The organism is Kribbella sp. NPDC023972, from assembly GCF_040639075.1.
GTDB lineage: Bacteria > Actinomycetota > Actinomycetes > Propionibacteriales > Kribbellaceae > Kribbella.
Window position 1 is genome coordinate 1,850,540 of record NZ_JBEZZH010000001.1, and the last position, 25,479, is coordinate 1,876,018.

Consider the following 25,479-nt stretch of genomic DNA (forward strand, 5'->3'; position numbering starts at 1 on the left):
GGCGCGGACGAGACACGAGGCGCACTGTGCCTGATGATGAACTCGCTTCGCTCGCTCATGGGTTCTCAGCGACCTCTTTGGTGTCCCGCGCCTCGTCGATCAGCAGCACCGGGATGTCGTCGCGGACCGGGTAGGCCAGGGCGCAGGAGCCGTTCGTGCAGATCAGCTCGTTCGCCTCGTCGTCCACCCGGAACTCCGACCGGCACTTGGGGCAGACCAGGATGCTCAGCAGGTCCGGGTCCAGATTGACTGCCATTCAGTTCTCCTCCACCGATGCACCGGTGATCAGGGCCAGTACTTCGTCACGGACGCGTTCCATCGTGGCCCGGTCCGCCGCCTCGACGTTCAGCCGCAGCAACGGCTCCGTGTTCGACGCACGGACGTTGAACCACCACTGTCCCGCCGACACGGTCAGACCGTCCAGATGGTCAACGGTAATCCCGTCCCGGCCGCCGTAGGTGTCCTCGATCGCCGCGACCGTCGCGGCCGCGTCGTCGACCTTGTTGTTGAGCTCGCCGGATGCGACGTACCGCTCGTAGTCGGCGAACAGCTCACTGGCCGGCTTGTCCTGCTCACCGAGTGCGGCCAGCACGTGCAGTGCGGCCAGCATGCCGGTGTCGGCCCGCCAGAAGTCCCGGAAGTAGTAGTGGGCGGAGTGCTCGCCGCCGAACACGGCGTCGGTCTCGGCCATCTTCTGCTTGATGTACGAGTGCCCGACCCGGGCCCGGATCGGCGTGCCGCCGTGCTCGGTGATGAGCTCGGGCACGGCTTTGGAGGTGATCAGGTTGTGGATGACAGCCGAGCCGGGGTGCTTGGCCAGTTCCCGGACCGCGACCGCGCCGGTGATCGCGCTCGGCGAGATCGGGTCGCCCTTCTCGTCCACCACGAAGCAGCGGTCCGCGTCGCCGTCGAAGGCCAGGCCCAGGTCGGCGCCGACCTCGCGCACCTTCGCCTGCAGGTCGACCAGGTTCTTCGGGTCCAGCGGGTTCGCCTCGTGGTTCGGGAAGTTGCCGTCGAGCTCGAAGTACAGCGGGATGATCTCGACCGGCCCGGAGGCGAACACGGCCGGGACGGTGTGACCGCCCATGCCGTTGCCGGCGTCCACGACCACCTGGAGCGGGCGGATGCCGCTCAGGTCGACCAGGTCGTTGAGGTGGTCGGCGTACGCGGTGAGCAGGTTCTTGCGAACGACCTTGCCCGGTACGGCGCTCTCCGCCGGGCCCTCGGTGAGCGCCTTGGCGACCAGGTCGGCGATGTCGCGCAGGCCCGAGTCCGCGCCGACCGGAGCGGCACCCGCGCGGCACAGCTTGATGCCGTTGTACTGCGCCGGGTTGTGGCTCGCGGTGAACATCGCGCCGGGCAGCTGGAGCCGGCCGGAGGCGAAGTACAGCTGGTCCGTCGAGGCCAGGCCGATGTCGATCACGTCCGCGCCGGTGCTGGTCACCCCCTCGGCGAAGGCGGCCGCCAGGGCCGGGCTGGACGGCCGCATGTCGTAGCCGACCACGACCGCCCCCGGAGACGCCAGGACGTCCAGGACCTCGACGAAGGCCGCCCCGGTTGCCCGGGCCACCGACTCGTCCAGCTGGTCCGGGACGACCCCACGTACGTCGTACGCCTTGAAGATCGCAGCAACGTCAACCATGCGTGGACCCTATCCGGCCCACCGGCAAACCTGTATCTCAGCCTCGATCCGGGCATCCTGGCACCGGCAGGCAACAACTGGGCATCGTTGTCATCGATCGTCCTGACGCTGCCCCCCTCGTTCCGTATCTTCGGGCCTGGTCACCGACCGGGGTGGCCCGGCGGCTGGGGGGTGGCCAGTGATGTTCCTGCGGCAGGCTCTGCGGTACCACTGGTCGCAAGCCTTGGTCCTGGCTGGTCTCAGCCTTTTGATCGGGATGTGCGCGGCGTTCGCGCCCTGGTTCGCACGGGCGGTCGAACAGACTGTCGCAACCGAGACGCTGACCCGCCAGTGGAACTCGGCCAGCTGGCAGCTGGAGGCGACCCCGCCGACGGCGGTCGACGGGCCGAACGAACCGATCCCGCCGGAGGACCTGGCCCAGCTCATCCCGGCCGACCTGAAGCCGTTGTTCACCCCGCCGTCGTACGGACAGACCGTCAGCGTGACCTGGGGTCTCAGCAAGGACAAGCCGACGATCGGAGGCCGGCTGGTCTGGCGGGACGGCTACTGTGCCCAGCTCGTGCTGACCACCGGCCGGTGCCCCCGCGCCCCCGGTGAAGTCGTCGTGTCGGCAGCGGACGTGAAGAACTTCGCCGCGGGGGTCGGGGCGACGATCAAGGCCGAGTCCAGCAGCTACCCGGAGGGTGGAACGCTGCGAGTGGTCGGGGTCTACCAGGCGGACGACCAGGCCACCTTCTGGTTCGGCCGCGGTCCGACCGGCCACTCGAGTCCGGCCAGCGAAAGCAGGCCGGCCCAGGCCGATTTTCTGCTCACCGAGCGCGGCACCTTCGCCGCGGGCACCTGGGGCTACCACTCGACGCTGGACACCCGCCCGCAGCCGGGACATGCGCGAGTCGATGATCTGGACCGGATCCGGCAGGTGACCGATCAGCTCGAAAGCCGGATCGCCGAGCTCGGCCTCCAAGCGAAGAACAACTCCGGGTTGATCGATGTCATCGACGGGATCCAGGCGGAGCGCCGGCAGGCCGGCCTGATCATTCCCTTGGTGATGGTGCAGGTGGCCCTGTTCGGTGTGGTCGTGCTGGCGCTGGCGCTGGCCGCGGTGGTCGACCAACGCCGCCCGGAATTGGCTGTCGCGCGACTGCGCGGGTCAAGCGCCGGCCGGATCGGCCGGGCGCTGGCCGTCGAGCTGAGCGTGCCCGTGCTGCTCGGTACGTCGGTCGGCGTGGCCTCCGGCTTCGCCCTGCTCCTCGTGGTGCGGGTCGCCTGGCTGGACGGAGCAGCGCCGCTGGAGGTGCCGTGGACGGTTCCGGTGACGGCCGCCATGGCGGCTCTGGCCGGGCTGGCGGTCGTGTCGCTGTCGATTCGTGCTGTCGTCCGCAAGCCGATCTCCAGCCTGCTGCGGCGGATCGCGCCCCGGCGACGCCATCGAACCATCGGCCTGATCGATCTCACCGTCATCGTCGTCGCATCGGCCGGACTGGTGAGCGGACTGACCAGTGGCGGGCGAGGTCCGCTGCCGATCCTCACCCCGACCTTGCTCGCTCTGGCCGCAGGCCTGGCGTTCGCCCATCTGCTGCTGCCGGCGGCAGGGCTGGTGAGCCGCCACGCGCTGCGCAAGGGGCGTCTCGGTCTCGCGCTCGGCGCTCTGCAGGTGTCCCGGCGCCCAGCGGTGACGCGACTCGTCGCCGTCGTCGCGGTGGCGACAGGCTTGGTGTCGTTTGCCGGTCAGGCCGCTTCGGTCGCTGATCGCAACAGGGACGCCCGAGCCGGCTACGAGACCGGCGCCGAGGCTGTGCTGGCGATGGACACCACCAACCTCGGCGACTTCACCACGGCGATCGACAAGGTCGATCCGGACCGACGGTGGCTGACCCCCGTCGTACTTTCTCAGGCGCCCTCTACCGAGAGCCTGCGTGCCGTGCTGATCGAGCCGGACAGCTATCGGCAGATCGCCTTCCGCGGCGACCGGCTCACCGATGCCGAGAGCTTCCGCAACCTCAAGGCTCCCACGGAGCCGAGACCGATCGAGCTGCGCGGCGACCGGCTGACGGTGACCGCCGTCATCGGCGCGATGACGGCGTACACCAGTGACGGCGTGGTTCCTCCACCCGACGAGCAGGCCAGGTCCGTGATCCTGCAGGCGACTGTGGTCAACCAGCGCAGAGGGGTGCGCTACCTGATCCGCTTCCCGGCGATGCCATTGGGAACGGGCAAGCCGGTCCAGCTGAGTACGGCGATCGACTGCCGGCCGTCCTGCCGCCTGATCCGGCTCGGGGTGGCCCGCGAAGTGGATGACCCGGTGGGCATCAAGGGCGAGATCGTGATCAGCCACCTGGCGACCGACACGCAGCGATCGGTCCCGCTGGGCCGGGCGCAGGACTGGGCGAGCGGCCCAGAGACAGGAACGGACGACCAAGGCAGCATCGCGGCCGAGAACGGGCCGAACGGGCTGATCCTCGAGGTGGCCAGTCTCGGCAGCGACCAGACCCTCCAGCACGCCGCCATCCCGACGCCTGTCCCAGCGCTGGTGAGCCCGGACTTCTCCGTCAGCGAGGTCCAGACCGTGCCCGGCCTCGACGGGCTCTCGACCCCGGTTCGCAAGCTCGACGGCCTGCAGACGCCGGTACCCCGCCACACCGAGCGCGCCGCTGTCCTCGACCTGGAGACCGTCCGCCGGCTCGGTGGAAGCGTCGATGACACCTCGACCGATTTCGAGCTCTGGCTCAACGCCGACGGGCTCGCGAACGTCGCCAAGATCATCGACGACCTCACCGCGGCCGGCATCACCCCCACCCTCGTCGATCGGCGGTCGGACCGGATCGCGGGGTACGGGCGCTCCGCCAGCGCACTCGCGCTCCAGCTCACCCCGGTCGTCGGACTCGCCAGCTGGGCCCTCGCGATCATCGTGCTGCTGCTGATGGGGGTCAGCTCCTGGCGATCCCGAGCCCAGGACTACGCGAGTCTGCGCATCAACGGCGTACCGGCGACCACGACCGGCGGGGCGGCGCGCTGGGAACAGACCGGGCCGGTCGCGCTGGGAGCGCTGCTCGGGCCGGCCTGCGGGATCGTCGGCGCCCACATCGCGCTACCGAGGTTTCCGCTCTTCGCGGAGACCTCCGAACCGTCGCCCGTTCCGCTCGACTTCGCGATCAGCTGGTCTGCAGCGGGGATCCTCTGGCTGGTCGGCACCGTGGTGCTGACGGCGACCACGCTGGTGCTGGGCACCAGTGTGAACCGGCGAGCGGGCTACAGCCGGATCCAGGAGGAGCTGTCATGAGTGGACTCGCGATCAGCACCAGCGGCCTGGTCCACATCTACCGCAGCCAAGGCCATGACGTCGCCGCCCTGTCGGGGATCGGCATCACGGTGCGGCCCGGTGAGCTTGTCGGTCTGCTGGGCCCTTCCGGGGCCGGCAAGTCGACGCTGCTGCAACTGTGTGGTGGTTTGCTGACGCCGAGCGCCGGGCGCCTGCAGATCGGCGAGCACAACCTGGCCACGATGACCGAGGCCGAGCTCGACCGGATGCGCGCGCGTGACGTCGGCATCGTGTTGCAGGGAGCCGGGCGCAATCTCATTTCCTACCTGTCACCGGTGGACAACGTCCGTTACGCACAGCGCGCCGCGGCTCGTGATCGGTCCCTGCCGACCGCGGAGGAAGTGCTCGAACTGGTCGGCCTGACCGGCCACGCCCGTACTCCGCTGCCGTCGCTGACGCCGGGGCAGATCCAGCTCTGCGCGGTGGCAGTGGGGATCGCCACGTTTCCCGGCCTGCTGCTGGCCGACGAGCCGACCAGCCAGCTGGACCACAGGGCCCGGGACGAGGTCCTTACGGCGATCTCGACGATCAACGCGAGCACCGGCATGACGGTGCTGCTGATCACCCACGACCCCGAGGTCGCCGCGGCGCTCCCCCGCACCATCACCATCCGCGACGGGCGGATCGCGTCCGAAGGGCGGAGCGGCGAGGAGTTCGCGGTAGTCGCCACCGACGGATCCCTGCCGCTGCCGCCGCACGTCGCCGAGCTGTTGCCACCTGGAACCCTGCTGCGCGTCACCACCGCCGAGGACGGCGACGTCCGGCTGAGCCCGATCGAGCAGGAAGGTCAGTCGTGATCACGGTCACCAACCTCACCGTCGCGTACGACGACGTGGTCGCGGTGGCGGACGTGTCCCTGCGAGTGCCGCCTGGGTTCGTCCTCGCGGTCAGCGGGCCGTCCGGGGCCGGCAAGAGCTCGCTGCTCTGGGCGATCGCCGGCGCCGTTCCGGCGAAGTCCGGCACGGTCGAGGTGGACGGCCTCACGATCAGGGACCGGCCCGCGGCCGCGGCTCACGGCGTCGTGCTGATCCCCCAGGGCAACGGCCTGGCCCGGGTCCTGACCGCCCGGGAGAACCTCTCCATGCCACTGCTTGCCCAACGCAACGAACCGGAAGCGGTCGACCGCTCCGTCGAGCAGGCACTGGCCGACGTCGGGCTCCAGGACAGCGGCGACCACCTGGTCGAGGAACTCTCCGGCGGCGAGCAGCAACGCGTCGCCGTCGCCCGGGGGCTCGCTCAGCAGGGCCGTGTCATCCTCGCCGACGAGTCGACCAGCGAGCTCGACAGCACGAACCGTGAACGCATCCTCGACCTCCTCCGCCGGGAGGCCGGCCGCGGCGCCGCGGTGATCATCGCCACCCACGACTCCAACGTCGCGGCCGGCGCCGACGGACACGCCATCATGGACGAAGGCCAGCTGACCTGGCAAAGGCGCCTCTGAGGGCCTCAGGCGTTGTCGAACCAGCCCGGGGTCTTGCGGTGGTGGACCTCGGGGAGCTGCCGCGGGCTGGTCGGAGCGGCCCAGCCGACCGCGTTGGCGATGATCTGCTGGATCTCCGGCTGGTGGTACGTCGGGTACTCCTGGTCGCCGGGGCGGAAGTAGAAGACCCGGCCCTGGCCGCGGCGGTAGCAGCAGCCGGAGCGGAACACCTCGCCGCCGGAGAACGAGCTGACGAACACCAGCTCGTCGGGCTGCGGGATGTCGAACAGCTCGCCGTACATCTCCTCGCGCTCGATCACCAGCGGGTGCGGGACGCCCTGGGCGATCGGGTGACCGGCGGCCACGGTCCAGAGCAGCTCGCGGTCGTTGTCGGACCGCCAGTCCAGCGAGCAGGTGGTGCCCATCAGCCGGATGAAGATCTTGCTGAAGTGCGCCGAGTGCAGCGCGATCAGGCCCATCCCGGACAGTACGTGCCGCTGCACCCGCTCGACCACCGCGTCGTCGACGTCACCGTGCGCCGCGTGACCCCACCAGGTGAGCACGTCGGTCTCGGCCAGGACCTCCTCGGTCAGACCGTGCTCGGGCTGCTGCAGCCACGCGGTCCGGACCACCACGTCCTGACCCAGCCTGGCCCGCAGGCCGGCCGCGATCGTCTCGTGCATGGTGTCCGGGTAGACCTTCTGGACCGAGGCATCGCGCTGGTCGTGCACGTTCTCGCCCCAGACGGTGACGCGAATCGGATCAGTCATGGAGTACAACCTCTCGTCCCGCCTTCGCCGAGGCGTAGCAGGCGTCGATGACCTCGGTCCGGAGCAGTGCCTCGGACCCGTTGTGTGCGGCCCAGTCGCCGCTCTGGACGATCCGGACGAACTCCCGCACCACCGCGCGGTGGCCGAGCCCGGCGCCGGTCGCCGGCTTCACCTCGGCCGGTACGCCGCCGACGTCGGTGAAGATCCGCAGCGTGTCGACGGTGGTGTAGTTCTGCACCTCGATCTTGGCGCCGCCGTCGGTACCGAACAGCTCGATGCCGAAGTTGTCGCCGGGTGCGCGGTAGGTGGCCCAGCTGGTCTCCAGCTGCAGCGCGCCGCCGTTCTGCAGCCGCAGGTACGCCGTGGCCAGGTCCTCCACCTCGAACGCCGAGCCGAGGGTGTTCGCGTTCGGCACGGTGCTGCCCTTCCCGCGAGGGCCGAGCTCGGCGAAGGTGCTCGCGCTGACCGTGCTCACCTGCGGCTCACCCAGCAGGTGCAGGGCCAGGTCGAGGATGTGCACGCCGAGGTCGATCAGCGGGCCGCCGCCGGAGAGCTCGCGGTTGGTGAACCAGCCGCCCATCCCGGGGATGCCGTTGCGGCGCATCCAGTGCGCCTTCGCGTAGTAGACCCGGCCCAGCTGGCCCTCGTCGATCTGGTGCTTCAGCGCCGCGACGTCGCCGCGCTCACGGTGGTTGAAAATGACCTTCAGCACCTTGCCGGCCTGCTTGGACGCCTCGACCATCGCGGCGCCCTCGGCCACGGTCCGGGCCAGCGGCTTCTCGCACAGGACGTGCAGGCCCTTCTCCAGCGCCGCCAGCGCGATCGGGGCGTGCAGCTGCGTCGGCGTACCGATGCTGACCGCGTCCAGGCCGTCGGTGCCGAGCAGGTCCTCCCACTTCTCGTACAGGTGCGGGACGCCGTGCTTCTCGCCCAGGCTGGTCAGCGCGTCCTTCTCCAGGCCGGCCAGCGCCACCACCTCGACGTCCGGCAACTCGGAGAACGCCTCCAGCGCCGTACGCCCGGCGAACCCCAGACCGACCACTCCGACGCGCAGTTTTTGATCGTTCACACTCGCGATCCTCTCCCACTGCTGTTCAGCCTTACAAACCGGTTCCCACACTACGAAACAGGTTCGGACACCAGTTCTTCGACTGGTCTCATCTGCGGGTCATGGGGCCTCCCGGCCTGGACTGAGGAGCGCAGGGAGCGAAGCGACTGGAGCGACGAGGGAAGGCCGGGAGTCCAAGCCCCATGACCCGCCGCGCTGGAGGCGTGGCATTCAATACAGCGACCGGAGTGACGAGGGAAGGGCGGGAGCCAGGGGCCCCATGACCCGCCGGCGCCGAAGGCCCGGCAATTCAATTCAGTCGTCGCCGGACTCGAACTCGGGGTCGATCTGCTCCGGCGACAGCGCCAGTACGTCGGCCAGCTCGAGCACCAGCGCGGACCGGACCAGCCAGGCCAGGCTGGTGCCGGAACGCTCGGCCCGCAGCTCGATCGGGCGGCGGAACACGACGATCCGGTACGGCTCGTGCGAGGTGCCGCCGCTGGAGTGGGTGAGCGGGATCTCGACCGCGTCGAGGTCGAGGTTCGGCACGTCCTCGATGGCGAACTCGACCCGGGTGACGACCTGCGGCAGCCGTTTCTCCAGCCGGGTCACCTCGATCGCGACCACCTCGTCGAACTGGGCCGCGGCCGACCGCTGCAGCGGCAGCCCGCGGGGCGCGAACCTGCTCGGCCGGCTGATCGGGCCGAGCATGCCGCGGCCATGGCGGTCGATGTGCCTGCGATGACGGCGAGCCTCGGTCACGCGCTCAGCCTAGTGGGGGTAACGTCTGGTCGTGAGCATCGCCAGGATCTGTTCGCGCGCCGCCTGTCACAAGCCGGCTGTGTCGACGCTCACGTATGTGTATGCCGACTCCACCTGTGTGCTCGGCCCGCTGGCGACGTACGCCGAACCGCACTGCTACGACCTGTGTGCCGACCACGCCGACCGGCTGACGGCTCCGAACGGCTGGGAAGTGATCCGGCTGGCTCCGGACCCGGCCGCCGCCGGACCTTCGTCGGACGACCTGGAAGCCCTGGCCAACGCCGTCCGCGAAGCAGCCCGGCCGCTCCCCCCGCGGGAGCCCGGCCGCGGCACTCCGGGAGCGCCGGTCGAGGTGGCCCGCCGGGGCCACCTGCGCATGCTGCAGGACCCCGGCGCCAACTCCTCCGAAGCCTGACTACCTCAGCGCGGCTCGTACGTCCGGCTGCGCCCCGAGCTGCGCGCGGAACACCAGTGACGTGGTGAGCGGCCACGCCGCCACCTGAGCGACGTCGTCCTCGCCTGGCTTGGCCGCGGGCATCAACGTCACACCGGCCACCACCGTGCCACGGGTCTGCTCGACCATCAGGTACGTCGGACGCGGCTGAGCCTTGAAGGAGATCTGGCTGGTCGCGCCGGCGATGACATCCAGTGACCGCGTGTTCAGCACTCGCCCGGCCCCGTCTCGCAGCTCGAACTTCACGCTTCCGTTCTTGCCCGGCGCCGTCGCCTGCAGGATCGCCGGCTGCTGATGCGCCGGCAGCACCAGGTACGCCGGCCCGGTCAGTGCCTCGGCCGACCCGAGCGAGGCGAAGTCGCGCCCACTCGCGTCCACCATCCGCATCGAAGCCGTCACCGGCTGGTCGGAGGTCACCGTGATCGCACTCGGATCCCCGTGCAGCACGGGGTCGAGCCGGAACGTCTTCACCGAGCCGGCCGGGATCTGCACGGTCTCCAGACCGGCCGGTTTGAACGGACCGTTCGGCCCGTGCACGGTCAGGCTGGCGGTCGCCTGGAGGTCCGTCGGGTTCGCCACCGACAGGATCCGCAAGCCGGCCCCCGGCGCCGCGGCGGGCACGAACGCCTTGTTCGCCGGCGGCGCCGACGGGTTCAGCCAATCCACTCCAGCGGGCTTGCCACCAGTGGTCGCGTTGGAGCGCAATGCGGGCGCCACCCGGCCGCCCGTGGACTCGACGTGCAGCGCGATGTCCCGCAGGTTGCGGGCGACCAGACCGAGGTACAGCTCGGACGTCCCCCGCGCCGGTACGACGATGCCGCGCGCGTTCGGCAGATCCTGCGGACCGCTCCGCGCGTACACGCTGACGTTCACCTCGGCGTTGATGCTGTCCAGGTTCGTCAGCACCAGGACGTCGCGGCGGTCGCTGGCCCCGGACGCGCCGACGAACCAGAAGTCCGAGCCGGGCAGCTGGCACGGCGTACTGGCCATGCCGCGGTTCACGCCTTCGACGGAGGTCGTCGTACTGGTGCCGACGGCGCCGGCTGCGAGTGGGCCGACGCCGCGGATCGACAGCGGCGCGGGCTTCGTGACCGGAGCGGTCGAGGCGATCTTGCCGCGCACCAGGAGCGACCCGACGGGATCGGCCGTGGTCGGCAATGGCGTGATCGACAGCGGCGTCTCGTTTCCGGCCGCGGTCGGCGTACCTTCGGGCAGTGCGGGCGCGACCGCGTTGACCACGCTCGACAGCTTGCCACCGCCGGCCAGAGCCGGGCACGACAGCGCCGTACGGTTCACCACCGTGCGGGCGGGCTCGTCGGTTCCCTCCGCGCGGGTCACCGGTTCCTTGGCCTGCGTCACCACGCCCAATCCAGCGGCGGCAGCCATCGCCAGCACACACGCACCGAGCCGGATCCGTGCGTCCGAGAGCAGTCGCCTCATCGGTCCCTCCTGGCGTGGGTGCCGTGCGGGACCGCGACGGTCCGGCGGACGGTCGGCAGGCAGAAGATCAACGCGATGATCCAGGCGATCACGCCGAGCAGCCGCCACAAGCGGTTGGTGTCGTCGGTGAGCGGCGTACTGCCCTCGATGCCCGACCGGTCGACCAGCCAGGCGGCGTCACCGTCGTCCGCGCTGGCCCGGGTCAGCCCCGGAAGCGAGTCGAGGGTCGCCTGCAGCGTCGGGTCGACCGGCGCGGGCAGGTAGACGTAGTCGATCGCCAGCCCGGCCAACTGCCGGCCCTCCTCACCCGTGCCGCCACCGCCGAGCGTCGACAGCACATCCGTGATCGGTTTGGCCTGCTCCGGCTTGGGCGCTGCCTCCAGCGACCCCATCCGCGGCCCGCCGTCCTTCACCAGCGCATATCGCATCGGCCCGCTCGAGTCCTTGCGCACCACCAGGATCGACGCGTCCTCGGGCGGATCCTGCGCGGAGATCAGGTACGCAGGGAGGTCCTGCGCCGGCCCACGCCACAGCGGACCGTCGGCACCCCGCACCATCCAGAACCCAGCGGTCACGACCGTCGTCACCAGCACGATCCCGAGCACACCCTGCACGATCAGCGCGGTGGACTTCCCGACCGAGTCCCATGCGACTGTCACCGCGACGATCCAGCCCGCGGTCATCAGGAACATCAGCGGGCCACTGCCACCGCCGAGTCGGCTGGCGACCAGTGTCGCGAGCAGACCGGCCAGTGCGGCGAACCAGCCGAGCAGCTCGTAGCGCTGCCGCGACTCACGCACCAGGCTGAGCAAAGCCACCAGAATCAGCGGTACGACGAACCACCAAGGCGTCGGCGCACCGATCGGCGTACCGGTCAGCAAGTGCGGAAGGCTGTCACCCGGACCCACCGCGGCCGTAGGCGGTCCGCCCGCCTCCTGACCGAGTCGCGCCGGGTGCAGCACCAACTGGATCGTCCACGGCAGCACCAGCAGCAGACCCAGTACGACGGAGAAGACGAGCTGCCGACCCTGACGACGCCAACCAAGCCCGAGCACCGCACCGATGACCAGCGTGACGCTGACCAGCAGGCCCAGCGCCGGCGTGAACGCGAACAGCACGGCCTGGCAGATGCCCGCGAACCACGCAGCCCGCCAGCTGCCCTGGATGATCACGCGACGCCGCCGGGCGACCGTGTGCACAGCCGCACCGAGCAACGGCAGCACGATCGCCGCCACACACGTCCCGAGCCGCCCCTGCGTGATCGCGCCGTTGGTGAAGACCGCAAGCCCGTACGCCGACGCACCCCACGCCCGGGCGACACGGTCGACGACGAACGCCCGCAGCAGTACCCACGCGGCCAGCCCGGCCAACGGAACCGCACCGAGGAGCAGCAGGTTCGTCGCACCGGACGGACCGAACATCACTGTGGAGAAGGCCCAGAACTGCCCAAGCCAGGCAGGAGGTGTCACACCCGGCGGAGCGGCGGCCGCCGCATGCCAGAGCGCGCCGAGGGTCTCGTGCGGAGGCAGCAGCAAGTTGGAGCGGAGCACGCCCCCACCGATCAGACTGCGAGCCGCGACCACCGCGCCGATGGCAAGGAACACCCAGGCGATCAGGAACGGACGCCGAATCAGTTGCCGACGCCAACGAGGTTGGTCGACGGCCACCCGGGCCGTGGATTTCGCCCGGCGGGCAGTGGTGACGACCTGCTCTTCCGGTTCGTCCGCCCAGGCTTCGCGGATCCGCTCGGAGATCGTGCTGGTCGTCTCCTCCAGGTTGTGCCGCAAGGCGTGCACGGACCGGGAGAACAGTCCCTTGATGTCGTCGTATGGGACTCGATCGAGACTGCGGCGGTCCTTGCGGGCCTGGGTCCAGCCACCGGCGAGCAACGTGCCGAGCAGTGCGGTCCACTCGTCGACGGCGCCGGACGGCGTCTTGCCGATGAGGAACCAGACCGAGCGCAGGATCGTGCCGAGCAGGAAACGCAGGATCAGCAGCGGCAGCAGCTTGCCGGGCGCGTTCGCCAGGACGGTGTAGTACGCGTGCGAGCGGTCGAGCTGGTAGGCGTGCCGCCGGGTGCCGGCCAGCGCGCGCTCACCGGTCGCGGCGGCCTGGGCGTGGTAGACGACCGCGTCGGGCGCCACGCCGACCTTGTAACCCGCGCGGCTGGCCCGCCAGCCGAAGTCGAGGTCGTCGCGGAACATCGGCAGCCGCGGGTCGAATCCGTGCAGGGCTTCCCAGACGTCACGGCGGACGAGCATGCCGGCCGAGCTGACCGCGAGCACGTTGCGCAGCTGGTCGTGCTGGCCCTGGTCGAGCTCGCCGGTCTCGATCCCGGTGTCACGGCGACCGCCGAGCGACGTGGTGACACCGACCTCGAGCAGCTCCCGGTCCCGCGGCCAGAGCCGCAGCTTCGGGCCCCAGACGCCGGTGTCCGGAGACATTGTGGCCTGGAGCAACAATTTCTCCAGGGCCTTCGGAGCCGGCGCGCAGTCGTCGTGCAGCAGCCACAGCCACTCGACCACGGGCATGTGACCGTCATCGCCGTACGGGCCGACGGACGACGGGATCGGTGCGAAACCGACCGTCTCGATACCGCGGGAGACCGCCGTACCGAAGCCGGTGCGGGCCGAGACGCTGACCACGGGCTCGACGCCGGGCATCGCGGCGAGCAACTCGGCCGTCTCGTCGGTAGAGCCGGTGTCGACGGCGATCAGCCGGTCGGGGCGCGGGGTCAGCGCCCAGAGCGCCTCGGACAGCCTGGGCAGCCAGGCGGCGCCCTCGTGCCCGACCACCACCGCGGTGACGACATGGCGGACCCGCGGGCGACCCATCGGGTCGTCGGTGTGGTCGGCCGGGAAGTCGACGGAGTCGAAGAACTCCCAGCCGGCCGGAGCTTCTTGTTCCATGCGGAGCAGTGACACCTTTGCGGGGAAGGGACGGCCTCGGTCACGCCTGGTGATCCCCCGCCAGACCCGACCTCGCCGCGGCCGGAGTCGCGGCGAGGACTCACCATACAGCCGCCACCCTGAGCTACGCCCCGCTCACCCCACTACTCGCCCGGGCCCTGAACAGCCGCGAGCCCCGGCGACGATTGTCGAGCCGGGGCCTCCGCGGTTGATTCTTCTCGAGTTTTCCTGGTTTTCTTACCGATCGCGGCGGGGTGGCAGGGCACCCAACCGATCGATCAGACGGGCCCTAGACGGCCTTCTTCTTCAGCTTGCGGCGCTCCCGCTCCGACAGCCCGCCCCAGATTCCGAAGCGCTCGTCGTTCTGCAGTGCGTACTCGAGGCACTCGCCCCGCACGTCACAGCCGAGGCAGACCTTCTTCGCCTCGCGGGTTGATCCGCCCTTCTCCGGGAAGAATGCCTCTGGGTCGGTCTGGGCACACAGCGCCCGTTCCTGCCAGTTCGGCTCCTCCTCGATCGCCTCACCGTCGACAATCGCCATCAGGCCTTCTGTCACGGTACGACCTCCTCGACCCTGTTCGTTCCCCTGTCGCATGTGGGTTTGCGGTCCACATGCCTGACCTCGTCCGTCCTGCGCTCTGCAACGGTCCCCGATACCGAGTGTCCAACGAACGACACGGTTGAAATTACATTCCTGCAATCCACGAAAGTCAAGCCGTGGTCTGCTATTGGCATCATCCGCAACACGGCTGCAAAAGAACGAGAGGCCTGCGTACACAGGCCTCTCGCGTCCGTGTGGTGCCCCGCGAACCGGCAGAAAAATAATGAGTCCGCCGGTTCGGTAAGGGCTTGCTGCCTTGCCAGCAAGGCGATTCGGGGCGCAGTGATGTGATCAGGCAGTCGCCGGATCAGGACGGCTGCGACCACCAGCCCTGCTGGCCCTGACCCTGCTGCTGACCCGGCTCGTCCTTGTCGGACTCGGAAACCCGCGGATCCACACGGGTTTCGTCCGCCGCCTCGGTCGCGGGCTGCTCCGGCTGCGGAGCGGGCTGAGCTTCGGCGGCCGGGGTCTCGTCGGCCGGCCAGGCCTGCTCACCCTGCTGCCACGGCTGGGCTTCCGGCTGCGCCTGCTCCGACTGGCCCGGCTGCCAGGACTGCGGGGTCTCGGCCTGCTGCTCCGACTGGCCCGGCTGCCAGGACTGCGGGGTCTCGGCCTGCTGCTCCGACTGGCCCGGCTGCCAGGACTGCGGGGTCTCGGGCTGCTGCTCCGGCTGACCCTGCTCCGGCTGCTGCACCGGCCACTCCTGCTGGGGGTAGTCCTGGCCGGCCCACTGCTGCTGGCTGGCCTCGCCGCCGCCCCACTGCTGCTCCTGCGGCCACTGCTGGCCCTGCTCCTGACCGGGCCACTGCTGCTGGCCCTCGGAGCTCCAGGCCTGGGTCGGCTCAGCGTGCTGGCCCTCACCGGACCAGGCCTGCTCGCCGCCCTGACGCTGCTGAGCCTCGGCCTCACCGGCCGACCAGGCCTGCTGCTCTCCCTGGCTCCAGCTCTGCTCCTGCGGCCACTGCTGCTCGCCTTGAGCCGCGGCGTAACCACCGGCCGCACCAGCACCCGCACCGGCGGCAGTCGCGCCATAAGCGCCGTACTGCCCCTGGCCCTGGTCCTGGCCGTACTGCCCGTACTGGCCCTGCGGTTGGCCGTAGCCGCCCTGCTGCTGCCCGTACGGCGCCTGCTGCCCGTACTGCCCAGGCTGTCCGCCCGGCTGGCCGTACTGACCAGGCTGTGCCCCCGGCTGCGCGAACTGGCCCGGCTTCGGCGCGCGAACCGGGGCCGGCAGGGCCTGGAAGGTCTTGAGGATGTAGAGCCCGGCGGCGCCGTACAGCGCCAGGCCGCCGAGGGCGTAGATGAAGGCAACGATCTTCAGGCCGGCGGTGCTGGTCTCGGCGAACCCGGCGAACGCCGTGATCAGGCCGATCAGCAGGGCCACACCGGTGATCACCAGCGCGGCCAGTGCCACGGTACGCGCGTTCGGCGTCCGCTCACCCGCCTCGCTCACCAGCCAGACCGACGCGACCAGCGAGAGCAGGAGTAGCACTGCGCCGAAGGACGGCGGGGTGAGAATGCCTTGCACGCCTCCGGCGGCGGCCGTGAAGCCGGCACCACCGACGAACAGGCGAATCAGTGAAGCCAGCGCGATCAGGCCGGCGAAAGCGAGCAGGATATACGCGACCGGCTCTCTGAGCTTCTTGGTTGCGTCGGTGACCACGAGGGCTCCTCGGGATGTTGGGGGCCGTACAAACAGCTGTGCGGTTGGTTAGTGACGCACCGCAGCATAGTCGTGCGGTGGTCCGCCGCATTGACGACTCGTGCAGACTCTTCCCATGCGATTGACAGTACTCGCCGGTGGCATCGGCGGCTCCACCTTTCTGCGCGGGCTGATCAAGGCCCGGCCGGACGCCGAGATCACCGTGGTGGGGAACACCGCGGACGACATCACCCTGTTCGGGCTTCGGGTCTGCCCGGACCTCGACACCGTGATGTACACCCTCGGCGGCGGCATCTCGGCCGAGCGCGGCTGGGGCCGGGAGGACGAGACCTGGGTGATCAAGGAGGAACTGGCCGCGTACGGCATGGAACCGACCTGGTTCGGCCTCGGCGACCGGGACGTGGCGACCCATCTGGTCCGCACCCAGATGCTCGACGCCGGCTACGGGCTGACCGCGGTCACCGAGGCCCTGTGCGCGCGCTGGAAGCTGCCGGTGCGGCTGCTGCCGATGAGCGACGACCGGGTCGAGACCCACGTGGTGGTCGACGACCCGGACCAGCCCGGCCGGCGCAAGGCGATCCACTTCCAGGAGTACTGGGTCCGCCTGCACGCCGAGATCCCGGCCCACCAGATCGTCGCGGTCGGCCAGGACAAGGCCAAGCCGGCGCCCGGCGTCCTGGACGCGATCGCCGACTGCGACGCCCTGATCCTGCCGCCGTCCAACCCGGTCGTCTCGATCGGCACCATCCTCGGCGTCCCGGGCATCCGGGAGGCGGTCCGGGAGACGTCGGCCCCGGTCATCGGCCTGTCCCCGATCATCGGCACCGGTCCGGTCCGTGGCATGGCCGACAAGGTGCTGGCGGCTGTCGGTGTCGCGTCGACCGCCTCGGCCGTGGCCCGGTACTACGGCTCGCGCGCGTCCGGCGGCGTACTGGACGGCTGGCTGATCGACACCTCGGACTACACGCAGCAGGACTCGATCGCCGGAGCCGGAATTCATGTCCAGGCGGTGCCGTTGTGGATGACGGACGAGACCAAGACCGCCGCCATGGCCGATGCGGCGCTGAACCTCGCGGAGGCAGTCCGGCGATGAGGAAGCACCTGGAGATCTACCCGGTCACCGGCTTGCCCGAGGTGGCGGCCGGCGCCGACCTCGCCGTCCTGATCGGCGACGAGGCCGACCTGCGCGACGGTGACGTTGTCTCGGTCACCTCGAAGATCGTCAGCAAGGCCGAGGGGCGGCTGACCACCGGCACCCGCCAGGAGGCGGTCGACGCCGAGCTCGTCCGGGTGGTCGCCCAGCGTGGCGACACCCGCATCGTGCAGACCCGGCACGGCCTGGTGATGGCGGCCGCCGGCACCGACACGTCCAACACGGCCCCGGGCACAGTCCTTCTGCTCCCGGTCGACCCGGACCAGTCCGCGCGACAGCTGCGGAAGGCCCTGAAGCAGCAGTACGACGTCAACGTCGGCGTCATCATCACCGACACCCTCGGCCGCCCGTGGCGCAACGGGCAGACCGACCTGGCCATCGGCGCCGCCGGCGTCCAGGTGATGGAGGACCTTCGCGGTACGACGGACAGCCACGGCAACGTCCTCGCGGTGACCGAGCCGGCCCTGGCCGACGAGATCGCCGGCGCGAGCGAGCTGGTGAAGGGCAAGGCCGACGGTGTCCCGGTCGCCGTACTGCGCGGGCTGCAGGACGTCGTACTCCCGATCGGGGAGGACGGGCCGGGCGCCCGCGCGCTGGTGCGGGCCGCCGAGTTCGACATGTTCAGCCTGGGGACGCGGGAGGCCGCCCGGGCCGCCGTACTGGAGCGGAAGGCACCGACTGGGCCGCGCGAGGTCGATCCGTCGGTGTGGGACGGGCTGCTGGACGAGGTCGAGGACGTCCACCTCGAGCTGCTTGATAACGCTGTCACCGTGTTCGGCGACGAGCCGGTCGCGGTCGGGATGATCGCCGAGCGGCTCGCCGTACTGCTGCATGCGGAGGGGTACGGCGTCGAGGTCCGGACCGGCCCGGGCAGTGAGGCCACGGTCACGTTCGGCTCACGGTCGATGTAGGTTTCTAGGCAACTTCTCAGGGTCGATGCGTACACTGCATCCGCACGGCGGCGTCTTGGCCGCCCCGATCCGGGAAGACCAACACTGTGGGTAAAGCGTCGTCGCAGAAGCAGTCGCGCCGCGAGATGATCGAGAAGATGCAGCGAGACCAGGCGCGAGCCGACCGTAATCGGACCCTGTTGATCGTGATCGCGTCCATCGTGGTCGGACTGGCCATCATCGCCTACCCCGCGATCCGGCTGATCCAGGACTCCCGGACCAGGAACCAGGCGATCACCGAGATCGGCGTGCCCGCCGGGTCCGCCTCCTGCGACAAGGTCCTCGACGACCCCGCCTCCGGAACCCAGGACCACAAGCCGGACGGCGAGGTCATCGCCTACCCGGTGTCGCCGCCGTCGTCCGGCCCGCACTACGCCGTCTGGGCGCCGTTCGGGAAGAAGTTCTACACCGTCGACGACCGGCCCGCGGTGCCGAACCTAGTGCACAACCTGGAGCACGGCTACACCATCTTGTGGTACCGCGACACGCTGCCGAAGGACCAGATCGACCAGATCGAGAAGATCTCCAAGGCAAAGCTCCCGGACAGCTCGATCGGCAAGTTCATCGCCGCCCCCTTCAAGGAGTCCGAAGGCAAGCCGTGGCCGGACGGCAAGAACGTCGCCTTCTCCCACTGGAGCGGCAACACCGCCGGCCAGAACACCGCCTTCGGCCACCGCCAGTTCTGCAGCTCGGTCAGCGGCGAAGCCCTCCAGCAGTTCATGGACAAATACCCCGCCTCCGACGCCCAAGAACCCAACGGCGGCTGAGCCCGCTCGACCCGCAACTGCCGCCGCCGAAAGGAAACCACCTTCGGCGGCGGCTGTTCTTTGCCCGCATGCGGGGGAATCGCCCGTCGACGCTCAGGAGGTCACTTCGTAGCGGGCGGCGACTCCGGCGGCGCGGTTGTGTAGGGCGGTGCGCAGCCATTGCGGGGCCAGGGCTTCCGCGTTCGTAGCGAGCTGCCACAGCGCCCATTCGGCGTGTCTCGAATCTTGGAAGGTCACCTCCAGCCGCAACCAGCCGTCTGCGTCGGCATCCTCGGCCAGGACGGCCAGCGCGGTCCCCACCAGGTCCTCCCGCCGCGCCGGGTCCACTCGCACCAGCGCGGTGACTTGGTCGCCACCGGTTCGAAACTGCGTGCTGCGTTCCTGCCAGGCCCGGTCCAGATCGACCCGCTCTGGTCGCTGTGCGGGTTCGGCGAGTTCCTTGGCGGCCAAGATCCGGGACAGCCGGTAGGTGCGGTTCGCGCCCGATCTCGTGGCCAGCAGGTAGCCCTGGTCCCGTACGGTGACCAGGCCGATGGGATCCACCGTGCGCCATTTCGGGGTCTGCTCCACCGCCGCGTAGTGGATGCGCAGTTTGTGTCCGGCGAACACCGCGCGCCGGACCTCGGCCGCGATGGGGTCGGGCACCTCCTCGGCGACCAGCCGACGCGAGAGGAGGTCGGTCTCGGGGTCGATGAGCAGTCGCTCGGCCACGCCCTTCGCGGTGTCGCGATGGCTTTCGGGTAGCGCGTCGACCACCTTCAGCATGGCCGAAGCGAGCGCCGAGCCGAGGCCGAATGCCTGCGCGCCGCGCCGTGATCCGGCGACCAGCAGGGCAAGGGCCTCGTCGGGGTTCAGTCCAGTGAGCTCGGTCCGGAAACCGGGCAGCAACGCGAAACCCCCGTGCCGGCCGCGTTCGGCGTAGACCGGTACGCCGGCCGCGGACAGCGCCTCGATGTCGCGCAGCACGGTGCGGGTGGATACCTCCAGCTCGCGGGCCAGGGTGGTCGCGGACAGCCGACCGCGCTGGCGCAGCAACAGAACCAGTGAGACCAACCGGTCGGCGCGCATACGAAAACCTTAACGAATATGCGACAGAGGATGTCGTGATTTGCTGTGACGCTTGCCGGAGTAGCGGGCGATGGGGGCGGGGGCGATGAGGCGTATCGCGACGATCGGCATCTATGGCTTCACTGCCGAAACCTTCGTCGAGAGGCTCACCGGCGAGGGGGTGGGGCTGCTGCTCGACCTCCGGCAGCGCCGCGGCGTTCGGGGCTCCGACTACTCGTGGGCGAACTCGGCGCGGCTCCAGCGCGCGCTCGCCGCGGCGGATATCGGCTACCGGCACGTGAAGGGCCTGGCGCCGACGACCGAGCTGCGCCAACTCCAGTACCGCGAGGACGACCGACAGGGCGTGGGCAAACGCAACCGCCTCGCGCTCGCGCCCGAGTACGCCGAGCGCTACACCCGTGAAATCCTCGAACTGTTCGATCTCGACGCGCTCGTGGCGGAACTTCCGGGGGACTCGGCGACTGCCCTCCTCTGCGTCGAGCGCGACCCGGAGGCGTGCCACCGCTCGCTCGTAGCCGCGCGGCTGCACGCCCAGCACGGCATGTCGGTCAGAGACATCCTCCCGGATTGAGCCGACCGGATCTGTGCAAGCTCAGGGCGTAGCCGGGCCGCGGAAGCGGTCAGACGTAGCGGGTGGCGTGACTGGATTGGACTTGAGCTACCAGGTCTTTGATGCGTTCGCCGTCGGCCAGTGGGCAGACCATGGTGACGTCGTGGGTGTGGACGATGATGTGGCCGCGGAGGCCGACGGCGGCGATCAGGTGGTCGGGGTCGTCGGTGACGATGATGTTGTCATGTGAGTCGAGCAGGCAGCTCAGCGTGCTGTCGTCCGTACGGTTGCCGCAGGCATCGACCTCGTACGTGCCGGCCAGCGCCGCCCAGGAACCGACGTCCAGCCAGTGCACCGGCATCGGTACGACGACCACGTCGGCGTCGACCTTGCCCTGCGAGGCGGGCTCCATCACCGCGTAGTCGACGCTGATCTTGCGCAGGTTCGGGTAGATCTCGGCCAGCGTGGTGTCGCGCGACGGGGTGTCCCAGACCGAGGCGACCTGGCGCAGTTGGGCGGCCGACTCGGGCAGGAGCTCGTCGAGGACGCTGAGCACGGTCTCGGCCCGCCAGACGAACATGCCGGAGTTCCACCAGAACCGCCCGGTGGCAAGGTACTCCTCCGCGGTCGCCCGGTCCGGCTTCTCCCGGAACCGGTCGACGACGTACGCCGTGGTGCCGTCGATCGCGTCACCGCGTTCGACGTACCCGAGGCCGGTGTGCGGATGGGTCGGCTCGATCCCGAACGTCACGAGTGACCGGGGCCGTTGCTCGACCAGCTCGAAACCGCTCTCGATCGCGGCCCGGAACTCCTCCTCCGGGGTGATCAGGTGGTCGGACCCGACGATCGCCAGGACGGCGTCCGGGTCGTTCCGGGCGACGACCGCGGAGGCGAGGCCGACCGCGTTCGCGGTGTCCCGGCCGACCGGCTCGCCGATGATGTTGTGCGCGCCGAGCTCCGGCAGCTGCTCGCGGACCAGGTCGGTGTGCGCGGCGACCGTGCACACGTAGATGTTCGCGGGGTCGACGAGCCCTCGCAGGCGGTTGTACGCCACCCGCAGCAGCGAGTTGCCGGCCGCCAGCGGCAGCACCTGCTTGGGTTTGTCGGCCCGGGACAGCGGCCACAACCGTGTCCCCGAACCGCCGGCCAGGATCACCACGTTTCGCATGAGGAGAGACCTTACCGGGCGTCACCAGGTGGTGGGGGCAGGCGAAGATGCGCGAGGTCGGGCGGGACCGGGCTGGTCGGGCGCCAGAAGGCGTCGGATTCCCCGTCGAGGGCGGTCGCGGGGGCGTCGGTGAGGCGGAAGCGGTCGCGCAGCCGGCCGTAGAAGTCGGTCGGGCCGAGCCGGACCAGGCGGAGCCGCCGGGGCGATCCGTACACCCCGATCCAGTCGCCTGGGTCGAGTACGCCGCGCAACTGCCCGTCGATGCTGACCACGGCCTGTCCCGAGTGCGGCAGGACGCGCAACCCGATCGACTCGTCCGCCGCCGCGATGACGGACCGGTTGAACGTCATGTGCGGCGCGACCGGGGTGAACACGATCGCCTCGGTGTTCGGCGACAGGATCGGCCCGCCGGCCGCGAAGCTGTACGCCGTCGACCCGGTCGGCGTCGCCACGATCACCGCGTCGGCCGAGTACGACGCCAGCAGCCGGCCGGACAGGTACACACCGATCGCCACCTGGTGGTCCCGCGCCAGCTTCTCCAGTACGACGTCGTTCAGCGCGGTCACGTCCAGCGCGACACCCCAGCCGTCGCCGTCAGTGCTCTCCGGCCGGACCGTCGGCGGCGGCAGCGAAGGACCGTGCCCGTAGCGCAGCAGCGACTCGATCCCGGTCGGGATCTCCAGCGGACGGGACGCCCGCATGGTCAGCGTCATCCGCTCCTCGATGGTGGCACCACCGTGATGAACCGCCTCGAGTGCCGCCTCCACGTCGCTGCAGGCCACTTCGGTCAGGAAGCCGACCTTGCCGAGGTCCACACCGAGTACGGCGGCGTCGTTCTTGGCCGCGATCCGGGCACCGCGCAGGAACGTCCCGTCACCACCGAGCGTGACCACCAGGTCCGGCTCCCCGGCGCGGTGCAGCTCCTCCATGCCGCTGCGCCGGTCCTGGTGCGCTTTCCAGACGTCGATGTCCGTGCATCCGATCCCGTGCCGGCTCGCCCACTCCCGCACGGTCCCGGCCGTCTGCACGGCCACCGGACGCCCCTCGTGAACAACAAGTCCAAGCCGGCGCACGGGCACGACAGTCCTCCTCCGACGGTTACTTCCCCAACGGTAGCCGCCGCCGGAGGACCGGTCCGGGTCTGGCCTACGCGGAGACTACTGCTCCGGTGATTCTGCTCTCGCGGCGCTGATGATCGGGTCTGTCTCGTCGTCGAACTCCCCGATCACCTCCTCCAGCAGATCCTCCAGCGCGACCACCCCGAGCGGCTGATCCCGCTCCAGTACGACGGCCAGCTGCGAGCGGCGCTCACGCATCGTCCGGATCGCCGTCGCCACCGGGGTGTCGGAGGGCAGCTCCAAGGGGGCTGTCATCAGGTCGGATGCGTGCAGCGTCGTACCGCCGCTGGTCGTCGCGCGAGCCGCGTCGCGGACGTGCACGATGCCGCAGATCGTCGTACCCGAGCTGACGACCGCGAGGCGGGAGCGGCCTTCACGGCGACTGGTGAGCTCGACCTCGCGAGCGGACGCGCCGGCGGGGACCGTGCTGAGCTGCGAGAGCGGCGTCATCACCTGGACGACCGTGGTGTTCTGCAGGGCCAGCATCGCGGTCAGCAGCTGATGCTCGGGCTCCTCGAGGGTGCCGTGCTCACGGGACGACTCGATCAGGAGGCGGAGCTCGGCCGGACCGTGGGCGCTGGCCAGTTCGTTCTGCGGGGTCACCTTGAGCGCCCGGACGCAGGCGTTGGCGAGCCAGTTGAGCACCAGAAGCAACGGGCGGACGACGTACGTGAACCCGCGGAACGGCAACACCAGCAGCTGCGCGGAGCGTTCCGGATTGCTGATCGCCCAGGACTTCGGGGCCATCTCACCGAGCAGCACGTGCAGCAGGCCGATCCCGCCGACGGCGATGATCAGCGCGATCACGTGTCCGGCGTCCTCGGGCAGGCCGATCAGGTCGAAGAGCGGGTGCAGGAGGTGGGCGACCGCGGGTTCGGTCAGTGATCCGAGGCCAAGGGTGCACAGGGTGATGCCGAGCTGCGCTCCGGCCAGCATCAGTGACAGCTCGCTCACGCCGGCGATCGCGGCCCCGGCCGTCCGGCTGCCGGCCGCCGCGGCCTCCTCGAGCCGGTGCCGCTTCGACGCGACCAGCGCGAACTCCGCGGCCACGAAGAACGCGTTCAGGATCAGCAGCAGGACCGAGATGAGCAGGGCAACCGTCGTACTCATGAGACCCGCTCCATCACGACGATCCCCGGCACGTGCCGCTCGATGCTCTGCACGGTGAGCTGGACGAGCTCGGGCGGGATCGGCCGGCCGTCGTGGTCGAACCGCCGGGGCAGCTCCACCATCACGTCGTCACCGACCACCGGGATCCGGCCGAGCTGAGCCATCACCAGGCCGGACACGGTCTCGTAGTCGTCGCTCTCCGGCAGCCTGATGCCGGTCGCCTCCGCGACCTCGTCGAGCCGCCACCGGGCCGGCAGCACCCACGATCCGTCCGTTCCCGCGACCAGCCCCGTCTCCGGCAGGTCGTCCTCGTCCCGGATCTCGCCGACCAGCTCCTCCGCGACGTCCTCCAGCGACACGATCCCGGCGAACCCGCCGTACTCGTCCACCACGATCGCGAGCTGGCGATGCGCCGTCCGCAGCCGTTCCAGCACGACGGGCAGCGGCAGCGTGAACGGTACGACGACCGGCGCCGACGCGAGCGAGCCGGCGGTGACGTGGTGCCGGTCGGCCGGGTCGACCTCGACCACGTCGCCGACCGCGATCACGCCGACCACTTCGTCGACCGAGTCGGCGATGACCGGGAACCTGCTGTGCCCGGTGTCGAGCAGCTCGACCACCCGGGTCAGCGGGTCGTCCTCGTGCACGGTGATCACGTCGACGCGGGGTCGCATCGCCTCACCGGCGTTGCGGCCGCGGAAGTCGAGACCGCGGTCCAGCAGCCGCATGGTGTCCTCGTCCAGCAGGCCCTGCTCGTACGAGGTGACGATGATGCGGTCGAGCTCCTGCGCGGTGGCACCTTGGGGCAGCTCCTCGACGGGCTCGATCCCGACTCGGCGCAGGATCCGGTTCGAGGTCGCGTCGAACACCCGGATCACCGGTCCGGCGACGGCCAGGTACATCAGCGTGGACCGGGACAGGCTCAGCGCGATCGCCTCGGCCTTCGCGATCGCCAGGTTCTTCGGTGCCAGCTCACCGAGCACCATCTGGATGATCGTTGCCGCGAGCAACGCGAGGACGACCGCGATGGACAGGCTGACCGCGTCCGGTACGCCGGCCGAGCCGAGGACCCGGGCCAGGCCCTCGCCGAGGTAGGGCTCGGCGACGTACCCGGCCAGCAGCGCGGTGATGGTGATGCCGACCTGGGCGCCGGACAGCACGAACGACAGCCGGGCCGTCACCTTCAAGGCCCGGGCCGCCGCCGCGTCACCACCGTCGGCCAGCGACCGCAGCCGGCTGCGGTCGACCGCGACGTACGAGAACTCCTGCGCGACGAAGTAGCCGGTGGCAACGGTCAGCACCAGGATGAGGCCCAGGCCGGCCAGGATCAGCATGCACCGACTTTAGACCGGCTTCGCCTCCTCCTTCTCATCGGACTCGTCGGCGGTCGCCTTCTTGAACTCGACCATCGCCCGGGCGGCGTTGCGGCTGAGCTCGGGCAGCTTCTTCGCGCCGAACAGCAGCACCACGATGATCAGGATGACAACCCATTCGCCGCCCTGAGGCAGCTCCAGCAGTGGAACCATGGCAGGCCTTCTCTCGCGGAAATCCCGGCCACGGTACGTCG

Annotated in this window: 23 protein-coding genes; 8 read left to right on the top strand and 15 right to left on the bottom strand. The window is 70.1% G+C overall.

All coding sequences use genetic code 11. From position 1 onward, the window contains the following. Positions 1–55 precede the first annotated feature (55 nt). Both AB0F43_RS08815 and AB0F43_RS08820 read right to left on the bottom strand, forming a co-directional pair. The gene (locus AB0F43_RS08815) at positions 56–256 is read right to left on the bottom strand and encodes a Trm112 family protein (protein ID WP_360472687.1); all 201 of its coding nucleotides are present in this window, start codon (positions 254–256) and stop codon (positions 56–58) included. After that, positions 257–1,642: a phosphomannomutase/phosphoglucomutase gene (locus AB0F43_RS08820; protein WP_360472690.1), complete on the bottom strand. Its 1,386-nt coding sequence runs from the start codon at positions 1,640–1,642 to the stop codon at positions 257–259. Between the two features lie 181 nt (positions 1,643–1,823). Here AB0F43_RS08820 and AB0F43_RS08825 point away from each other — a divergent pair, with 181 nt between their 5' ends. From AB0F43_RS08825 to AB0F43_RS08835, 3 genes are read left to right on the top strand one after another with little or no spacing between them, the layout of a single operon-like run. Then, positions 1,824–4,922: an FtsX-like permease family protein gene (locus AB0F43_RS08825; protein WP_360472693.1), complete on the top strand. Its 3,099-nt coding sequence runs from the start codon at positions 1,824–1,826 to the stop codon at positions 4,920–4,922. Continuing rightward, a complete protein-coding gene (locus tag AB0F43_RS08830) occupies positions 4,919–5,758 on the top strand; it encodes an ATP-binding cassette domain-containing protein (protein ID WP_360472696.1) in 840 nt (279 codons plus the stop codon). The genes AB0F43_RS08825 and AB0F43_RS08830 overlap by 4 nt, the downstream gene beginning before the upstream one ends. After that, positions 5,755–6,402 (top strand): ATP-binding cassette domain-containing protein, encoded by a 648-nt coding sequence (locus tag AB0F43_RS08835; RefSeq protein ID WP_360472699.1) that lies wholly within the window; start codon positions 5,755–5,757, stop codon positions 6,400–6,402. The genes AB0F43_RS08830 and AB0F43_RS08835 overlap by 4 nt, the downstream gene beginning before the upstream one ends. Positions 6,403–6,407: 5 nt before the next feature. Here the strand turns inward: AB0F43_RS08835 and AB0F43_RS08840 are convergent, their stop codons facing one another. From AB0F43_RS08840 to AB0F43_RS08850, 3 genes are all read right to left on the bottom strand, one after another. Continuing rightward, positions 6,408–7,151, bottom strand: coding sequence for a ThuA domain-containing protein (locus AB0F43_RS08840; protein WP_360472703.1), 744 nt, complete (start codon positions 7,149–7,151; stop codon positions 6,408–6,410). After that, complete coding sequence (locus AB0F43_RS08845) at positions 7,144–8,220, bottom strand: Gfo/Idh/MocA family oxidoreductase (RefSeq protein ID WP_360472706.1); 1,077 nt, start codon at positions 8,218–8,220, stop codon at positions 7,144–7,146. The genes AB0F43_RS08840 and AB0F43_RS08845 overlap by 8 nt, the downstream gene beginning before the upstream one ends. Positions 8,221–8,514: 294 nt before the next feature. Continuing rightward, the gene (locus AB0F43_RS08850; RefSeq protein WP_360472709.1) at positions 8,515–8,961 is read right to left on the bottom strand and encodes a metallopeptidase family protein; all 447 of its coding nucleotides are present in this window, start codon (positions 8,959–8,961) and stop codon (positions 8,515–8,517) included. 31 nt (positions 8,962–8,992) lie between these two features. On the opposite strand from AB0F43_RS08850, the gene AB0F43_RS08855 reads away from it, so the two are divergent. Continuing rightward, positions 8,993–9,376: a DUF3499 domain-containing protein gene (locus AB0F43_RS08855; RefSeq protein WP_360472712.1), complete on the top strand. Its 384-nt coding sequence runs from the start codon at positions 8,993–8,995 to the stop codon at positions 9,374–9,376. On the opposite strand, the gene AB0F43_RS08860 is transcribed toward AB0F43_RS08855, so the two are convergent. The 4 genes from AB0F43_RS08860 to AB0F43_RS08875 form a co-directional block, all read right to left on the bottom strand. Next, positions 9,377–10,855, bottom strand: coding sequence for a DUF5719 family protein (locus AB0F43_RS08860; RefSeq protein ID WP_360472715.1), 1,479 nt, complete (start codon positions 10,853–10,855; stop codon positions 9,377–9,379). After that, a complete protein-coding gene (locus tag AB0F43_RS08865) occupies positions 10,852–13,764 on the bottom strand; it encodes a glycosyltransferase family 2 protein (RefSeq protein ID WP_360472718.1) in 2,913 nt (970 codons plus the stop codon). The genes AB0F43_RS08860 and AB0F43_RS08865 overlap by 4 nt, the downstream gene beginning before the upstream one ends. A 289-nt stretch (positions 13,765–14,053) precedes the next feature. Next, positions 14,054–14,320 carry a WhiB family transcriptional regulator gene (locus AB0F43_RS08870; protein WP_132150138.1) on the bottom strand — a complete coding sequence of 89 codons (267 nt, stop codon included), beginning with the start codon at positions 14,318–14,320 and terminating at the stop codon, positions 14,054–14,056. Between the two features lie 352 nt (positions 14,321–14,672). Next, on the bottom strand, positions 14,673–16,028 hold the full coding sequence (locus tag AB0F43_RS08875) for a hypothetical protein (RefSeq protein WP_360472721.1): 1,356 nt from the start codon (positions 16,026–16,028) through the stop codon (positions 14,673–14,675). Between the two features lie 115 nt (positions 16,029–16,143). Here AB0F43_RS08875 and cofD point away from each other — a divergent pair, with 115 nt between their 5' ends. The 3 genes from cofD (at position 16,144) to AB0F43_RS08890 (ending at position 18,898) form a co-directional block, all read left to right on the top strand. Continuing rightward, positions 16,144–17,121 carry a 2-phospho-L-lactate transferase gene (gene cofD, locus AB0F43_RS08880; protein ID WP_360472724.1) on the top strand — a complete coding sequence of 326 codons (978 nt, stop codon included), beginning with the start codon at positions 16,144–16,146 and terminating at the stop codon, positions 17,119–17,121. Continuing rightward, complete coding sequence (locus tag AB0F43_RS08885) at positions 17,118–18,092, top strand: coenzyme F420-0:L-glutamate ligase (protein ID WP_360472727.1); 975 nt, start codon at positions 17,118–17,120, stop codon at positions 18,090–18,092. The genes cofD and AB0F43_RS08885 overlap by 4 nt, the downstream gene beginning before the upstream one ends. 86 nt (positions 18,093–18,178) lie before the next feature. Further along, entirely contained in the window at positions 18,179–18,898 is a 720-nt protein-coding gene (locus tag AB0F43_RS08890; protein WP_360472730.1) for a DUF3105 domain-containing protein, read from the top strand. A gap of 93 nt (positions 18,899–18,991) precedes the next feature. Here AB0F43_RS08890 and AB0F43_RS08895 read toward each other — a convergent pair whose 3' ends face one another. After that, positions 18,992–19,966, bottom strand: coding sequence for a WYL domain-containing protein (locus tag AB0F43_RS08895; RefSeq protein ID WP_360472733.1), 975 nt, complete (start codon positions 19,964–19,966; stop codon positions 18,992–18,994). Positions 19,967–20,051: 85 nt separating this feature from the next. On the opposite strand from AB0F43_RS08895, the gene AB0F43_RS08900 reads away from it, so the two are divergent. Then, positions 20,052–20,537 carry a DUF488 domain-containing protein gene (locus tag AB0F43_RS08900; protein ID WP_360472735.1) on the top strand — a complete coding sequence of 162 codons (486 nt, stop codon included), beginning with the start codon at positions 20,052–20,054 and terminating at the stop codon, positions 20,535–20,537. A 49-nt stretch (positions 20,538–20,586) separates the two neighbouring features. Here the strand turns inward: AB0F43_RS08900 and AB0F43_RS08905 are convergent, their stop codons facing one another. The 5 genes from AB0F43_RS08905 to AB0F43_RS08925 all read right to left on the bottom strand — a co-directional run bounded on the left by AB0F43_RS08905 (position 20,587) and on the right by AB0F43_RS08925 (position 25,438). Beyond that, positions 20,587–21,684, bottom strand: coding sequence for a mannose-1-phosphate guanylyltransferase (locus AB0F43_RS08905; protein ID WP_360472738.1), 1,098 nt, complete (start codon positions 21,682–21,684; stop codon positions 20,587–20,589). A gap of 11 nt (positions 21,685–21,695) precedes the next feature. Continuing rightward, complete coding sequence (locus tag AB0F43_RS08910) at positions 21,696–22,718, bottom strand: NAD(+)/NADH kinase (RefSeq protein WP_360472741.1); 1,023 nt, start codon at positions 22,716–22,718, stop codon at positions 21,696–21,698. A 123-nt stretch (positions 22,719–22,841) separates the two neighbouring features. Then, positions 22,842–23,912, bottom strand: coding sequence for a hemolysin family protein (locus AB0F43_RS08915; protein ID WP_360472744.1), 1,071 nt, complete (start codon positions 23,910–23,912; stop codon positions 22,842–22,844). Next, entirely contained in the window at positions 23,909–25,246 is a 1,338-nt protein-coding gene (locus AB0F43_RS08920) for a hemolysin family protein (protein ID WP_360472745.1), read from the bottom strand. Before AB0F43_RS08920 ends, AB0F43_RS08915 begins: the two co-directional genes overlap by 4 nt. Before the next feature lie 9 nt (positions 25,247–25,255). After that, positions 25,256–25,438, bottom strand: a complete 183-nt coding sequence (locus AB0F43_RS08925) for a twin-arginine translocase TatA/TatE family subunit (RefSeq protein WP_360472747.1) — start codon at positions 25,436–25,438, stop codon at positions 25,256–25,258. Positions 25,439–25,479 lie beyond the last annotated feature (41 nt).